Genomic DNA, 15321 nt, shown 5'->3' with positions numbered 1-15321 from the left:
CCGTTGAGACCACGGCGCGGGGGTAAATTCAAGGGAGACGGGGCTGTTACTGCCCGTCATTCCGGGGCGATGCGGAGCATCGAACCCGGAATCTCGAGATTCCGGGTCTGGTCCTTCGGACCATCCCGGAATGACAGTGCGTGGCTTAGCGCGCTACGCCGCCGCGTTCGGGAAGCGGTAATCCTTGAACTGGTCGCGCAGCGCGGTCTTCAAGATCTTGCCGGTGGCCGTATGCGGAATACCGTCGACGAAGGCGACGTCGTCGGGCATCCACCATTTGGCGATCTTGCCGTCCATGAATTTCAGGATGTCCTCGCGGGTGGCCTGCTGACCCTGCTTGAGCTGCACGATCAGGAGCGGCCGCTCGTCCCATTTGGGGTGGAACACGCCGATCACGGCGGCTTCCGCCACGGCCGGATGGCCGACCGCGAGGTTTTCGAGGTCGATCGAGGAGATCCACTCGCCGCCGGACTTGATCACGTCCTTGGAGCGGTCGGTGATCCGCATGTAGCCGGCCTCGTCGATGGTCGCGACGTCGCCGGTGTCGAAGAAGCCGTCCTCGTCGAGGATGTCGGTGTCGATCCGGAAATAGGCCTTGGCGACGGCCGGGCCTGAGACCTTGAGGCGGCCGAAGGTCGTGCCGTCCCAGGGCAGTTCCTTGCCGGCATCGTCGGTGATCTTCATCTCCACCGCGAAGGGCGCATAGCCCTGCATCTGCAGCACGTCGAGCCGCGCATCGCCGGTGGCGTTCTGGAACGGCGGCTTCAGCGCCGCGACGCTGCCGATCGGGCTCATCTCGGTCATGCCCCAGGCGTGACGCACGTTCGAGCCCATGTCGAGGAAGGCCTTGATCATTGAGCGCGGCATCGCCGAGCCGCCACAGATCACCATCTTCAGTTCCGGCAGCTTGAGATTATTGGCACTCATGTGCTGGAGCAGCATCAGCCACACCGTGGGCACGCCGGCGGTGTGCGTCACCTTCTCGGTCGAGAGCAGCTCGTAGACCGAGGCGCCGTCGAGCTTGGCGCCGGGCATGACCAGCTTGGTGCCCTGCGAGGGCGCGGAGAAGGCGATGCCCCAGCTGTTGGCGTGGAATAGCGGAACCACCGGCAGCATCGTCTCGGACGCACTGGTGCCGAGCGCGTCGACATTGTTGGCCATCAGCGCATGCAGCACGTTGGAGCGATGCGAATACAGCACACCCTTCGGGTCACCGGTCGTGCCCGACGTGTAACACATCGCGGCTGCCGTGTTCTCGTCAAAGTCCTTCCATTTGAATTTGCCGTCGGCCTCCGCAATCCAGTCCTCGTAGGCGACCACATTCTTCAGCGTCGTCTGCGGCATGTGCGCCTTGTCGGTGAGCACGACGTAGCGTTCCACGCTTGTCAGCTTGTCGGCGATCTTCTCCAGGACCGGAACGAAGGTGATGTCGGTCATCACGATGCGGTCCTGCGCATGGTTGATGATCCAGGCGATCTGCTCGGGGAAAAGGCGGGGATTGACGGTATGGCAGATGGCGCCGATCCCCATGATGCCGTACCACACCTCGAGATGGCGCCAGGTGTTCCAGGCAATCGTTGCGACACGGTCGCCGAGCTTGATGCCGTCGCGCTCCAGCATCTGCGAGACCTTGAGCGCGCGCTTGTGGATCTCGGCGTAATTGGTGCGATGGATCGGTCCCTCGACCGAGCGAGTAACCACCTCCTGCTTGCCATGAATTTTGGCGGCGTGTTCGATGATCCGGTGGCAGAGCAGGGGCCAATCTTGCATCAAACCAAGCATTCCGACGTTCCTCCGAGAAGTCGCTGGGCGCGTTGTCGCTCTCAGCGTTGGGCCAAAGAATTGTCATGAGTTTTAGCCTGCCGGACTTTCGCCGCAAATGGTCTTGTCGCGGCTATATGTCCGCTGGCGCGGCAATGGTTACCGCTGCGCTCGGGCTGTCGCTCGTGCTCGCCGAGAGGGCAGAGGCGCGAAAATACACATCCCCGCTGGATATCTTCGGTATCGCTGCACCACGGTCGCGCCCCGCGGTTCATTCCGCCCGGATTCCGCTGCCGCGACCGCGCCCCCAGGAGGCGCCCAAGGCATCGGACGAGGCCCCGCCGGAGGCGGACAGCAAGCCTTCGGCGGACAAGTCCGGCGCCGACAAGCCGGCCGAGGCTGCGCCGCCGGCCCAGAAGCCGGTCTCGGCCTGCCGTCTCGCGCTGACCGACGAGATCGCGATCGCGCCCTCAATTCCGGATATCCGCGGCCCCGGCGCCTGTGGCGGCGAGGATCTGGTGCGGCTGGAGGCCGTCGTGCTGCCGGACAAGCGCAAGGTGACGGTCAAGCCGGCGGCGATCCTTCGCTGCACCATGGCGTCGGCGATCGCCGATTGGCTGCGCAAGGACATGGCGCCGCTGGCCACCAGCCTCGGCTCGACCATTGGCGAACTCGACAATTTCGATTCGTTCGAGTGCCGCGGCCGCAACCGCGTCGTCGGCGCGCTGCTGTCCGAGCACGGCAAGGCCAACGCCCTCGACGTCCGGGCCATCAAGCTGGCCAACGGGCAGTCGATCGGCCTCACCGATCGCAGCATGTCACGCGAGGTGCGCGAGCGCGTGCTGCACTCGGTTTGCGCGCGGTTTTCCACCGTGCTCGGCCCGGGTTCGGATTGGTACCATGAGGACCATATCCATCTCGACCTGGCGCAGCGGCGCAACGACTACCGGATCTGCCAGTGGAACGTCTGGGATCCCCTGCCGCAGGTCGCCCCGTTGCTGCCGGCGGAACGCCCCGAGGAGGCGCCACCGCGCGAGGTCGCGGCCAAGCCCGAGGTCAAGCCCGAGGCCAAGCCTGGGGCCAAGTCTGAAGAAAAGGAAGGAGCTGACGACGAGGCGGCGGAGAAGTCCGCGGCGCCTGCGAAAAAGCCGGCGGCCGACGGCAGCAAGTCCCAGCCGCGCAAGCCGGCAACAAAAAAGCGCCGGTGAAACCGGCGCTTTTGGATCTCAGAGATCAGCAGGCGATCAGTAGCTGCCCGCCTGGCCGGTCTGGCTGCCGCCGAGCGCCAGCCGCGAATTGTAGGGCGAATCGCCGTGCTTCGGCTCGAGCACCACGACGAGGGTGCCGAGTTTGACGCGATCATAGAGATCGATCGCGTCCTCGTTGGTCAGGCGGATGCAGCCCGAGGAGATCGAAGCGCCGATATATTCCGGCTGGTTGGTGCCGTGGATGCGGAACAACGTGTCTTTCCCGCCGGAATAGAGGTAAATCGCGCGAGAGCCCATCGGATTGTCCGGGCCGGGTGCGACATAGGTCGGCACGCCCAGGCGCGAAATCTCGCCAGGGGTGGGGTGCCAGGCCGGCCACTCGGTCTTGCTGCCCACCTTGGCGATGCCCGACCAAGCCATGGCCTCTTCGCCAACGGTGATGCCGTAACGGATCGCCTTGCCGCCATCCAGCACGTAATAGAGGTAGTGATTGTCGGAATCGACCACGATCGAGCCCGGCGATTCCTTGCGGTGGTATTGGACGATGGCGCGGCGGAACGGCTCCGCAACCGGGGTGTTCTCGTACCGAACCTTGGCGAGCAGTTCCTTGTCCTTCGGCTTGAAGGCTTTGGTGTCGGTCGCCTCGAAATGCGTGGCCTGCATGCAGCCCGACAGCATCAGGCCGGCGGCCAGAATTCCTAACTTAACTTTCAGCGACGACATGATTTGGTTCCAATCAAAACAATACCGTGCGGAAGGCCTGAGCTTACCGCCCAAGTTCCTCGACTCCGTTAATCCCATTATCGTTGATATCTGCCACAATTCCAGCACTGAAGGCCTTATCCCGCGCTGCGAGACCCAACCTGTGGCTTTTCTGCCGCAAGTTTTGCGGCCCCGTGAAGATTTTTGGGCCAAAGGGGGCCGGACTGTCGATTCCGTGCCACAGTTGAGCCATGTCACCGCCACAAATGCAAACGCTCCGTTAATGTGGTTGTCATCGTGAACTTGTCAGAATCGCGCTAAGGGCTGTCATTCTGTCGCAGGTTCGCTGGAGTCGTGCATGTTTTCGGTGTTTGTTCCCTCCGAGTCCGTCCTGAAGAAGGTTGTCATCGAAGATCTCACCGCGTTGCCCGAAAGCGCGGTCTGGATCGATCTCGTCAACCCGAGCGCGGCCGAGGACAAGGCGGTGGAGCGGCTCGCCGGCATCGCCATCCCGACCCGGGAAGACATGCAGGAGATCGAGATCTCCAGCCGTCTCTATATCGAGAACGGCGCGCGCTACATGACCGCGACGCTGATGTGCCACTCCGATACCGACATGCCCAGGACCACGGCGGTGACCTTCATCCTCGGCGACCACCGCCTGGTGACGGTGCGCTACGACCTGCCGAAGCCGTTCGCTCTGGTCGAGGCCAAGCTCGCCCGCTCCTGCACGCCCTCCATTACCGGCGAGATGGTGCTGATGGAGCTGCTGGACGCCGTGATTGACCGCTGCGCCGACATCCTGGAACGCTGCGGCGCCGAGATCGACCAGGTCAGCCACGACATCTTCGAGCCCGAGAGCGAGCGCCACGGTCACGCCAAGCAATATTCCCAGATCCTGATCTCGATTGGCCGCAAGGGCGATCTGACCTCGAAGGTTCGCGAGAGCCTGGTGTCGATCGGCCGCGTCGTCACCTTCCTTTCGGCGGTGGTGGAGGGTGTGAAATGGTCGAAGGACATGCGCGAGCAGCTCAAGACCATGCAGCGTGACGTTTCCTCGCTGACCGACCACGCCTCCTATCTCTCCAGCAAGATCACCTTCGTGCTCGATGCCATGCTCGGCGTCGTCAATCTCGAGCAGAACAACATCATCAAGTTGTTCTCGGTCATGGCCGTCGTGCTGATGCCGCCGACGCTGATCGCCTCGATCTACGGCATGAACTTCAAGATGATGCCGGAACTCGAATGGGCGCACGGCTATCCGATGGCGCTGGTGATGATGCTCGTCGCCGCGATTCTTCCGTACTGGCTCTTCAAGTGGAAGAAGTGGCTCTGATCTCGTCGCGCTCGGAAAATAGCTACCGAGACCTTACGCCGGTCGCACAGACACGGTGAATCGTGTCGCAGAATAGATCGGGATTGAGGCCGCGCCGTGATGTGTTCGCCGTGCCGCAATTCCTCCGGTAAAATTTGAGCGGTGGGCTGAACGTTTGCGCGAAACTTGTCTGCGATAAGCAGTGCGTAGCCGCGAGGAACAACCATGGTTGAAAAACACATAACGTCGCCCCGCAACGTCATCGACCTGGCGAACTATCGTCAGGTCCTGGCGAGCGGCAAGGCGTCGTCGATGTCGGCACGCATGTGCCGGCACTGTGGTGCTCCGCTGCTCGACGGTGAGAACGACGACGACTGCTCGACCGCATTCAGCACGGCCGCTCCGCGGCCGCGCGACAGGTCACGTCGGATTCGAATCGATTGAGGAACGGAAGGCGAGGGCGATCCAGGTCTTGCGGCGGCGTTGTCTGGATCGCCTTGCTTCCCTTTCTTTTCAAGACAATCGGCTGTGACGTCCGATTGGCGGGTGCGCTGGAGAGCGACTGAACCGTCCATCCAGCCAAAACGGGGCCTGTGTCGCGCTCTGTCAATCCGCTTCGCCAAAAATATTCCACTTTACCGAAATTCGGTTTCGGTATGTGTCGTCCATCCCGGCTCACCCAAGAGGGGCGATCATGTGTCGTCACGCATCGCGAGCCGGGCTTGCGGTGGACGCGGCAGCGTCGGCATGAGAGGCGCGGGCAGGGCGGGTAGTCCCTGTGAGCCCGAGGCTTCGTGCGGACGACGGCGCTGCTAGGCTTCGTCTCGTCTGTAAGTTTCCGGCTCCGTCGACAGGGCCCGGAAAAACTGCGGCGAAATGGCGGGCCGTGCGTACGGCAAAACCGTGTGGTCCTGGCCGTCGTTGCTACGGTCAAGCTTCCGCGGAGATGCGAGCGAGCCCAACCGGGCAGACTGCATCATCAATTCGCGGGGCGAGGGAGGCCAGAAGGAAAGTTCGGCTCCCGGGAGATCACGGCATAAGCCGTCCAGCCACTGCGCAGGGAAGGCCGAGTGATCGGCGCCACCTGTATGCTGCTGTGCGGTTCTTTCTGCGTGCGCTTTTCGCGCAGCGGACCGCGGGTGCGAGCCAGCACCCGGTCTTCCCTGCGCCCTCTTGGATTTAGAGGGTAGCGAGACCAAGCAAAGCTCGGGCGAATTCAGCCGCGAGAACGAGAAGCCATGTCTGCGATAGAAAGCGAGGCAAAAGCTTATGGCCGTCACCCTGAGGTGCGCGCTCTGCTGCGCGCAGCGCTGCAGAGCAAGCCTCGAAGGGCGACGGCCCGGCTGCATCTCGGCCGTTCATCCTTCGAGGCTTCGCTTGCAACGCTTCGCATTGCAAGCTTCGCACCTCCAGCGACAACCGCTTCGCGGTTGCGCGGGGATGACGGGACCAACAGCTCGCAATGACGCGAGCCGGTCAAACGTGCTGGCCACCGTTGATGTGGATCTCGGCGCCGTTGACGTAGGACGAAGTGTCCGTGCACAGCACGTAAATGATCTTGGCGACCTCGTCGGGCGTGCCGAGCCTGTGCATCGGGATCTGCTGCTCGACGATCTTCTCGGTGCCCGGCGACAGGATCGAGGTGTCGATCTCGCCCGGTGCGATCGCGTTGACGCGGACGCCGACGCGGCCGAAATCGGACGCCATCTCGCGCGTCAGCGATGCGAGCGCGGCCTTCGACGTGGCGTAGGCGGCGCCCGCGAACGGGTGCACGCGCGAGCCCGCGATCGAGGTGACGTTCACCACCGAGCCCCTGGCCGCCTTCAACTCCTCGATCAGCCCGCGCGCCATCATGATCGGCGCGAAGAAGTTGACGTGGAAGACGTGCGTCCAGGTTTCGAGATCGGTGTCGACCGAGCCGAGCCTGGAGCCGCCCGTGCCCTTCGGCGAGATCGCGGCGTTGTTGACCAGCGCATGCAGCGTGCCGCCCTCCAGCCGGCTGCGGATCTCGCTGATCGCGCGCGCGGTGTCCTCGGGATTGCCGAGGTCGACCTGGATGTGGTCCTCGGGTCCCGCGTCCCACGGGCAGTCTTCCGGGAAGGGATGCCGCGAGCAGGTGATGACGCGCCAGCCCGCCGAGGAGAAGCGGATCACGGTGGCGTGGCCGATGCCGCGGCTGGCTCCGGTCAGGAGCAGTGTGCGGCGCGGCGCATTGGACGAATGCGGCATGGACATCTTTCAGGTCGGCCTAAAGCTTAGGGGTACATGCGCGTCTTGGACCACTTCTGGCCGGCCGCGTCACGGCGAAATTCGATGCGGTCGTGCAATCGGAACGGGCGGTCGTGCCAGAACTCGATACGTGAGGGCGTGATGCGCCAGCCGCTCCAGCCCGGCGGCCGCGGCACTTCGCTGATGACGTATCTGGCCGCGACCTTCGCGATCGCCTGCTCGAAGGCGAAGCGGCTCTCCAGCTCTTGCGACTGCTTGCTCGCCCAGGCGCCGATCTGGGCCTGCTTGGGTCGGGTGGCGAAATAGGCGTCGGCCTCGGCCTCGGTCACCGGCGTCACGTTGCCGCGGATGCGGACCTGACGGCGCAGCGACTTCCAGTGAAAAAGTAACGCTGCCTTAGGATTTGAGGCGAGTTCGCGGCCCTTCTGGCTGGCGATGTGGCTGTAGAAGACAAAACCCTCGGTATCGAAGCCTTTCATCAGCACCATGCGCACGTCAGGCAAGCCGTCGGGGTCGACGGTTGCGAGCGCCATGGCGTTCGGATCGTTCGGCTCGCTCTTGATGGCCTCGTTCAGCCAGGCCTCGAACAGTGCAAATGGCTCGTCGGCGGCGGTGAAATCACCGGATGTTAAGGGTGTCTGGTGTTTCATCGAGGTCGTGTCGGTCATGTCTGGAGTCCGAGTTGCGTCCCGCGGCCCAAAACGCGTTGTCGTCCGCTACCGCCCTATATAGGGCATGGGGACGCGTTGGCCTATCGGCGATCCGGCCGTCCGGCTTTGTCATGACGATCATTCTCATCGGGCTCGGTGCCGGAGGATGCAGCTTTTCCCGCAATGACAAGAGTGCCTACGCCAAGGCCGACGACAGCGACCTCACCGGTTCGATCGCGCGGCCGGCGAAGGACGCCCCGCCGACCGAGACCGATCTCGCCTTCGCCCGCAACGCCGCCTCCGACGTCCTCAGCAAGGGCGACAGGGATTCCAGCCAGCATTGGGAGAATCCGGAGACCGGCGCGCGCGGTTCGGTGACGCCGATCGCGCAGTCCTATGCCGCCGAGGACGGCCGCAAATGCCGCGATTTCCTGGCGAGCTACGTCAACGGGGCGACCGAAAGCTGGCTCCAGGGCGCCGGCTGCCAAAGCACCCGTGGCCGTTGGGAGATTCATACGCTAAAGCCGTGGCGGAGCTAGGATTCGGCGCGCGCCCCTAGTTGCAAAAATGCCACTCTCTTCCCACATGAATCCCTGGTGGGGCGGGGAGCCCTTTGAACAATTCGATTTCTTGAAGGAGACGTGACGGATGCGCGACCCCTATGAGGTCTTGGGGGTGCCGCGGAGCGCCAACGCTGCCGCGATCAAGAGCGCCTATCGCAAGCTTGCCAAGAAGCATCATCCCGACAGCAACAAGGACGACCCGAAAGCCGCCGAGCGCTTCTCCGAGATCAACTCGGCGAACGAGATCATCGGCGACGAGGACAAGCGCAAGCAGTTCGACCGCGGCGAGATCGACGCCGACGGCAAGCCGCGCTTCCAGGGTTTTCCGGGCGGTGGCGGGCCGCGCGGCCGCGCCGGCCCCGGCGGGTTCGAAAGCTATACTTTCCGCTCCGGCGGCGGTCCCGGCCAGGGCGGCGGCGCGTTCGAGGATATCCTCAACAGCATGTTCGGCGGCGGGGTGCGCGGCGCCCGGCCTGGGGCCGGCGGCGCCGGGCAGTTCGAATTCGACACCGGCGGCGTCGGGCTCGATCTCGACGTGAATGTCGCCATGTCCGTCTCGCTGGAAGAGTCGGTCAAGGGCGGCGAGAAGCGCGTCCGGCTGCCGACGGGCAAGGAGCTCAACGTCAAGATTCCGGCCGGCGTCACTGAGGGCCAGCAGATCCGGCTCCGGGGACAGGGCGAGTCCGCGCAGGGCCATCCGCCCGGCGATCTCCTGATCACCATCAGCATCGCGCCGCACGCCTACTTCAAGGTCGAGGGCGCTGACTTGCGGATCGATCTGCCGGTGACGCTCTACGAGGCGGTGCTCGGAGCCAAGGTCCGCGTGCCCACCCTCGGCAATGCCGTGGAGCTTTCGGTTCCGAAAAACACCTCCAGTGGCCGGACCTTCCGCCTCAAAGGTAAGGGATTGCCGAAATCTGGCGGAACCGGGGATCTCTTCGTCACCATCAGGATTATGCTACCGGACGGGAACGACGCCGAGCTTGAAGCATTGATGGAGAAGTGGCGGGACCAACACCCCTACAATCCACGTAGCGGACTCGGCTAGGGCGCTAGCCGAGGTATCCCGACGATCGGAGCATTCTCTTCCCGAAAGGATGATGCTCAACATACGCCTGAAGCGCGGCTCGCGCTTCGACGCTGACGTTCGAGACGTGTCGGTTGCCCGGCGGGGCAGCCGATAAAAAGGTGCGGCCTCGAGAGGGGGACCAGCGCGGTACCAAAAACCCCAATCGAGGCCGCCCGCGTCGATCGGCGGATCGAACGCTGCTCATTTTCGCGTGATCATCCGGTGCGATAATGAGACGCGCCGATGTCTTCATTCCAAATTTTCAATGACGGAATCTAGGCACCGCCCTCGAGCGACTGTCTAGGTGCCGTTTTTCTCGGCCTGATCATACACCGCCTGCGCCACCCGGGTCAGCCGGTCGCGATCACCGCCGCCGCTGACGACGTAGCCGACGCCACGCTCGGTCCAGAACAACGCACCATCCTTGTCCGTTTTGGCGTAGCGCATTTGCGTCGCACCATTCTCAGTCTTGGCGGTGTAGATCGTGTAGCGCTCGCCCGAGGCGCCCTCATACATCAGGAACGAGGCCGGACCGCTCGGACCCGGCAACAGCCGGCCGCCGACGAGCTTCAGCCCGCTCGCCTCCAGGTTCGGCGCGAACACGGTCCAGCCGCAACGCCGGGTCAGCCAGGCCTGCAGGTGGTCGCGCTCGTTGCCGCCGACCTCGACAGGGTGGCGGACCTCCACGACATAGAGGCGGTGGGCGTCGAGCGCGTCCGCCGTAAAGCTCCGGAAGGTGGAGGGGGCATTGGCGGCGCCATGCCCGACCCAGCCGGCGGCGCCGCCGGCGACGAAGCCGACCAGCACCGCCGCCGCGGCGCCATAGAGCCATTGCCGCGGGCGGCGTTCCAGCCGCTCGAGCTCCAGCCGGGCCGGCACCGGCTCCTGGGCGATGGCATCGTAGCGGGCGTGCAGCATCTCCGCCATGGCGCGCCAGGACTGCACGCGCTCGGCCTCTTCAGGATGGGCTGCGAGCCAGGCCTCGACGTCGGCGCGGCGCTCGGCCGGCAGCTCGCCGTCGACATAGGCGTGCAGTTCGTCCTCGGTCACTGGGATATTGCGGTCGTTCATATCAATCGTCTCTGGCTCTGTGGCCTTAAATGTCGTTCAAAGCTCGACGTCGCGTAGCTCATCTTCATGCTGCGGGCGGACGACACGCGATGCATCAACCCTGCCATCATTTCACCCGCCTGAGCGTCGGACGCTCGCCCTCCAGCGAAGCCTTGACGTGGGCGCGGGCGCGGGCCAGGCGCGACATCACGGTGCCGATCGGTACGCCCTGGATGTCGGCGACCTCGCGGTAGCTCATGCCTTCCAGCATCACGAGGAGCAACACCGAGCGTTGCTCTTCGACGAGCGTCGCCAGCGCCCTCTCGATGTCGCGCCCTTCGGCTTCGGTGCCGCTGGCGTCCGGGTTGTTCTCCGTCAGCTGCATGAACTGCGGCCGCCTCGCCAGCGAGCGCCGCCGGTTCTTGTTGAGGTTGGTCAGGATCGTGTAGAGCCAGCTCCTGACGTCGCCTCCGAGAAACAATCGCTCCGAACGCAGTGCCCGCACCAGCGTGTCCTGCACCAGATCGTCGGCCGCGTCCGCGTCGCGCGTGAGCGCGCGGGCGTAGCGGCGCAACGCCGGGATCATGGCTTCCACACTCTGGCGAAACGCACTCATTGCGATCTTGACGTCCTGGTATCAGGCGCGAGCGCCTATAGCGATCATAACACCCGAACGGAACGGCTATTCCGGCGCTCGAAACAGCGTTAACGCGGCGTATTAGGGCTGTACCGCAGGGGAGGGCTGGTGTACCTCCAGACCTCACCAAGAGTTCGACGGGACGTTCAAAAATGGCGCAGAATTCGGGTCTGATGCAAGGAAAGCGCGGAGTGGTCCTCGGCGTTGCCAACAACCGCTCGATCGCCTGGGGCATCGCCAAGGCATGCCGCGCCGCCGGCGCCGAGCTCGCCTTCACCTATCAGGGCGATGCGCTGAAGAAGCGCGTCGAGCCGCTCGCTGCCGAGATCGGTGGTCTCGTGCTCGGCCATTGCGATGTCACGGATGCCGCGACCATCGATGCCGCGTTCGCGGTGCTGAAGGAGAAGTGGGGCAAGATCGACTTCCTGGTGCACGCGATCGCCTATGGCGAGCAGCTCGACGGCCGCTACGTCGACACCACGCAGGAGAATTTCTCCAAGTCGATGCTGATCTCCTGCTACTCGTTCACGGCGGTGGCGCAGCGCGCCGAGAAGCTGATGACCGACGGCGGCTCGCTGATCACGCTCAGCTATTACGGCGCCGAGAAGTGGATGCCGCACTACAACGTGATGGGCGTCGCCAAGGCGGCGCTGGAGGCCAGCGTGCGCTATCTCGCCGCCGACCTCGGCGAGAAGAACATCCGCGTCAATGCGATCTCGGCAGGTCCGATCAAGACGCTCGCGGCGTCCGGCATCGGCGACTTCCGCTATATCCTGAAGTGGAACGAGGCCAACGCGCCGATGCGGCGCAACGTGTCGACCGAGGACGTCGGCGGCAGTGCGTTGTATTTCCTCTCCGACCTCTCGCGCGGCGTCACCGGCGAGGTGCATCACGTCGATTCCGGCTATCACGTGCTCGGCATGAAGCGCCCGGACGCGCCGGACATCTCGTTCGGCGGCAAGGACTAGCCTCAAATCCGGAATGGCCGTGCCCACGATCTATTACCTTCGCCATGGTGAGACCGAGTGGAACGCGCTCGGGAGGCTTCAGGGCACCAAGGACGTTCCGCTGAACGCGCGTGGACGCGGTCAGGCCGTGCAGGCCGGCAGCATTCTCGCCGATCTGTTCAAGCGCGACGGACGTGACAAGGCGGCGCTACCGTATGTGTCGAGCCCGCTCGGCCGTGCGCGCCAGACCATGGAACTCGCGCGCGCCAAGTTAGAGCTGCCGGTGGCGGATTACGCGCTCGACGATCGCCTGCGCGAGATCGGCTATGGCGTCTGGGAAGGTCTGACGTTGGCCGAGAGCGAGGCGAAGGATCCCGGCGTCTATGCCAGGCGCCTCACCGACAAATGGACGGTCGGCCCCGACGGCGGGGAGACCTATGCCGACGTGCAGGTCCGCGTTCGCGCCTGGTACGACCAGCTGCGGACCGACATCGTCGCGGTCGCCCATGGCGGGACCTGCCGGGCCCTGATGGTTTCGCTCGGCCTGGAGACCCCCGTCAGTGCCGCCGAGCTCTATATCGAGCAGGGCGCTGTCTACGTGTTCCGCGACGGCCGGCTGGAGAAGTTTCGTTAAGCCGGTCGGCTGCCCCGCCCTCCGCCGTCATGCCCGGGCTCGTCTCGGGCATCCACGAACTTCCTTGACCGTGGCACCCAAGAACGTGGATGGCCGGGACAAGCCCGGCCATGACGGAGTAGGTTTGACCCCCGGGCGCCTGCGCGTTACCACACGTTGACAATCAACTTAAATGTAAAAAGTCAGCATAAACGATGTCCTTCAACACCTTCGGCCACATGTTCCGCGTCACCACTTTCGGCGAGAGCCATGGGGTGGCAATCGGCTGCGTGGTCGACGGCTGTCCGCCCATGATCCCGCTCACCGAGGCCGACATCCAGGGCGATCTCGATCGCCGCCGGCCGGGCCAGTCGCGCTTCACCACCCAGCGCCAGGAGCCGGACCAGGTCAAGATTCTCTCGGGCGTGATGGCGCATCCGGAGACCGGCGTGCAGGTGACGACCGGCACGCCGATCGGGCTCCTGATCGAGAACACCGACCAGCGCTCCAAGGACTATTCCGAGATCAAGGACAAGTTTCGCCCCGGTCACGCCGACTTCACCTATGAGGCCAAATACGGCCTGCGCGATTATCGCGGCGGCGGCCGCTCCTCGGCGCGAGAGACCGCGACGCGCGTTGCCGCCGGTGCCATCGCGCGCAAAGTGCTGCCCGACGTGAAGGTGCGCGGCGCGCTGGTGCAGATCGGACCGCACAAGATCGACCGTGCGAAGTGGGACTGGGACGAGATCGCCAAAAATCCGTTCTTCTGCCCGGACAAGGACAAGGCCGCGTTCTTCGAGACCTATCTCGACGGCATTCGCAAGAGCGGCTCCTCGATCGGCGCGGTGATTGAGGTGGTCGCCGAAGGCGTTCCAGCCGGCCTTGGCGCACCGATCTACGCCAAGCTCGATTCCGATCTGGCGGGCGCGATGATGACCATCAACGCAGTGAAGGGTGTCGAGATCGGCGCCGGTTTCGGCGCGGCGGAGCTCACCGGCGAGGAAAACGCCGACGAGATGCGCACCGGCAATGACGGCACGCGCTTCCTGTCCAACCATGCCGGCGGCGTGCTGGGCGGAATCTCCACGGGCCAGCCGGTGGTGGTGCGCTTTGCGGTGAAGCCGACGTCCTCGATCCTGCAGCCGCGCCGGACCGTCGATCGCAAGGGCGCGGACACCGAAATCTTCACCAAGGGCCGCCACGACCCCTGCGTCGGCATCCGCGCCGTTCCGGTCGGCGAAGCCATGATGGCTTGCGTGCTGGCCGATCACTTCCTGCGCGACCGCGGGCAGGTGGGACGCTAGCAAAAGGTCTTCATGTCGCGGTACTAGCCCACCGCGCAGCTTGACGATCCCGCAACTTCGTCCGCAAATGCGGGCATGCAAAGCTCCGAGCTGCAGCGCATCACCAACTGGCTGATCGACGGCGCGCGGTCGTCAGGCACCCCGGCCGAGATGATCGCGGACGTCTGCGAGCATCTGGTCGACGCCGGCCTGCCAATCTGGCGGTTCGGCATCTTCATCCGTACCCTGCATCCCGAAATCTTTGGCCGCAACTTCATCTGGCGGCAGGGCGAGGAGGTCGAGGTCGGCACCGTCGATTTCGATGTCCTGGACACGCCCGAATTCGCCGCGAGCCCGCTCCGCATCGTGTTCGAGCAGGGGATCGAGGTCAGGGGGCGCGTCGGCGATCCCGACAATGCGCGCTTTCCGATCGTCAAAGACATCGGCGCCGAAGGAGCGACCGACTACATCGCGGTGCCGATGCCGTTTCTCGACGGCTCGGTCCACGCGACGAGCTGGGTGACACGGCATCCCGGCGGCTTCACCGACGACCACATCGCGGCGATCCGCTCCATCGTGACGCCGCTGGCGCGCGTCAGCGAGATCATCAGCCTGCGCCGCACCGCCGAGATGCTGCTCGACACCTATGTCGGCAACCGCGCCGGCGCGCGCATCCTCGGCGGCCAGATCCGCCGCGGCCACAACGACACCATGCAGGCCGCGATCTGGCTGTCGGACCTGCGCGGCTTCACCGCGCTGTCGGACCGGCTGCCACCCGAGACGGTGGTCGAGATCCTCAATCACTATTTCGACTGTCAGGTGACCGCGATCCGCGGCCATGGCGGCGAAGTGCTGAAATTCATGGGCGACGGCCTGCTCGCTGTGTTTCCGATCGACGAATATGTCGGCGATGCCGCGCATGTCTGCACGCGCGTGCTGGAAGCAGCGCGCGAGTCCCGCGCCAGCGTCGAGGCGCTGGCCTTTCCGGTCGGCGAGGCCGTCGAGCGCTTCCGCTTCGGCGTCGCGCTGCACGTCGGCAACATCCTCTACGGCAATATCGGCGGCGGCAATCGCCTCGACTTCACCTGCATTGGTCCCGCCGTGAACCTTGCCGCAAGGCTCGAGAAGATCACGGGCCGCCTGGGGCGGACCGTCGTCGCCTCGGAAGGTTTTGCCAATGTCTGCCGCCACGACTGGCGCGAGCTCGGGGAGTTTCCGATCGCAGGATTTTCCAAGGCGCAGCGCGTGTATGGGCTCGGCGAGGAGACACCGGTTGTGATGGCCTAGCGGACGG

At 64.6% G+C, this 15321-nt stretch carries 15 protein-coding genes; 9 read left to right on the top strand and 6 right to left on the bottom strand.

Annotated features, from left to right (window positions below):
- Window positions 1-153 precede the first annotated feature (153 nt).
- Window positions 154-1782, bottom strand: coding sequence for a fatty-acid--CoA ligase (locus GA0061098_RS29225; protein WP_091964754.1), 1629 nt, complete (start codon window positions 1780-1782; stop codon window positions 154-156).
- Window positions 1783-1847: 65 nt separating this feature from the next.
- Here GA0061098_RS29225 and GA0061098_RS29220 point away from each other — a divergent pair, with 65 nt between their 5' ends.
- Complete coding sequence (locus tag GA0061098_RS29220) at window positions 1848-2969, top strand: extensin family protein (RefSeq protein WP_091964753.1); 1122 nt, start codon at window positions 1848-1850, stop codon at window positions 2967-2969.
- A 36-nt stretch (window positions 2970-3005) separates the two neighbouring features.
- Here GA0061098_RS29220 and GA0061098_RS29215 read toward each other — a convergent pair whose 3' ends face one another.
- The gene (locus GA0061098_RS29215) at window positions 3006-3692 is read right to left on the bottom strand and encodes a L,D-transpeptidase (protein WP_018321707.1); all 687 of its coding nucleotides are present in this window, start codon (window positions 3690-3692) and stop codon (window positions 3006-3008) included.
- Window positions 3693-4029: 337 nt separating this feature from the next.
- Between GA0061098_RS29215 and GA0061098_RS29205 the strand changes: the two genes are divergently transcribed.
- Together GA0061098_RS29205 and GA0061098_RS29200 are read left to right on the top strand one after the other, a co-directional pair.
- Complete coding sequence (locus GA0061098_RS29205) at window positions 4030-5007, top strand: magnesium transporter CorA family protein (protein ID WP_028144018.1); 978 nt, start codon at window positions 4030-4032, stop codon at window positions 5005-5007.
- A gap of 204 nt (window positions 5008-5211) precedes the next feature.
- On the top strand, window positions 5212-5430 hold the full coding sequence (locus tag GA0061098_RS29200; protein WP_038972668.1) for a hypothetical protein: 219 nt from the start codon (window positions 5212-5214) through the stop codon (window positions 5428-5430).
- 1032 nt (window positions 5431-6462) lie between these two features.
- Here the strand turns inward: GA0061098_RS29200 and GA0061098_RS29190 are convergent.
- On the bottom strand, window positions 6463-7215 hold the full coding sequence (locus GA0061098_RS29190; protein WP_091964864.1) for an SDR family NAD(P)-dependent oxidoreductase: 753 nt from the start codon (window positions 7213-7215) through the stop codon (window positions 6463-6465).
- A gap of 26 nt (window positions 7216-7241) precedes the next feature.
- A complete protein-coding gene (pdxH, locus tag GA0061098_RS29185; RefSeq protein ID WP_091964751.1) occupies window positions 7242-7883 on the bottom strand; it encodes a pyridoxamine 5'-phosphate oxidase in 642 nt (213 codons plus the stop codon).
- Window positions 7884-7996: 113 nt separating this feature from the next.
- Between pdxH and GA0061098_RS29180 the strand changes: the two genes are divergently transcribed.
- Together GA0061098_RS29180 and GA0061098_RS29175 are read left to right on the top strand one after the other, a co-directional pair.
- On the top strand, window positions 7997-8404 hold the full coding sequence (locus GA0061098_RS29180; protein WP_161966502.1) for an RT0821/Lpp0805 family surface protein: 408 nt from the start codon (window positions 7997-7999) through the stop codon (window positions 8402-8404).
- Between the two features lie 109 nt (window positions 8405-8513).
- Window positions 8514-9476, top strand: a complete 963-nt coding sequence (locus GA0061098_RS29175; protein ID WP_091964750.1) for a DnaJ C-terminal domain-containing protein — start codon at window positions 8514-8516, stop codon at window positions 9474-9476.
- Between the two features lie 321 nt (window positions 9477-9797).
- Here GA0061098_RS29175 and GA0061098_RS29170 read toward each other — a convergent pair whose 3' ends face one another.
- Both GA0061098_RS29170 and GA0061098_RS29165 read right to left on the bottom strand, forming a co-directional pair.
- A complete protein-coding gene (locus GA0061098_RS29170) occupies window positions 9798-10568 on the bottom strand; it encodes an anti-sigma factor family protein (RefSeq protein WP_091964748.1) in 771 nt (256 codons plus the stop codon).
- A 106-nt stretch (window positions 10569-10674) separates the two neighbouring features.
- Window positions 10675-11163 carry an RNA polymerase sigma factor gene (locus GA0061098_RS29165; protein WP_028144186.1) on the bottom strand — a complete coding sequence of 163 codons (489 nt, stop codon included), beginning with the start codon at window positions 11161-11163 and terminating at the stop codon, window positions 10675-10677.
- A gap of 173 nt (window positions 11164-11336) precedes the next feature.
- Here GA0061098_RS29165 and fabI point away from each other — a divergent pair, with 173 nt between their 5' ends.
- The 4 genes from fabI (at window position 11337) to GA0061098_RS29145 (ending at window position 15314) form a co-directional block, all read left to right on the top strand.
- The gene (fabI, locus tag GA0061098_RS29160) at window positions 11337-12152 is read left to right on the top strand and encodes an enoyl-ACP reductase FabI (protein ID WP_091964746.1); all 816 of its coding nucleotides are present in this window, start codon (window positions 11337-11339) and stop codon (window positions 12150-12152) included.
- Between the two features lie 13 nt (window positions 12153-12165).
- Complete coding sequence (locus GA0061098_RS29155; RefSeq protein WP_091964744.1) at window positions 12166-12765, top strand: histidine phosphatase family protein; 600 nt, start codon at window positions 12166-12168, stop codon at window positions 12763-12765.
- Between the two features lie 194 nt (window positions 12766-12959).
- Window positions 12960-14048 (top strand): chorismate synthase, encoded by a 1089-nt coding sequence (gene aroC / locus GA0061098_RS29150; protein WP_091964742.1) that lies wholly within the window; start codon window positions 12960-12962, stop codon window positions 14046-14048.
- Between the two features lie 75 nt (window positions 14049-14123).
- Window positions 14124-15314, top strand: coding sequence for an adenylate/guanylate cyclase domain-containing protein (locus GA0061098_RS29145; RefSeq protein ID WP_091964740.1), 1191 nt, complete (start codon window positions 14124-14126; stop codon window positions 15312-15314).
- Window positions 15315-15321: the final 7 nt, after the last annotated feature.

Origin of the sequence: Bradyrhizobium shewense, assembly GCF_900094605.1 — a bacterium.
GTDB classification, from domain to species: Bacteria; Pseudomonadota; Alphaproteobacteria; order Rhizobiales; family Xanthobacteraceae; genus Bradyrhizobium; species Bradyrhizobium shewense.
This window is presented reverse-complemented; position numbering and strand designations above follow the sequence as displayed.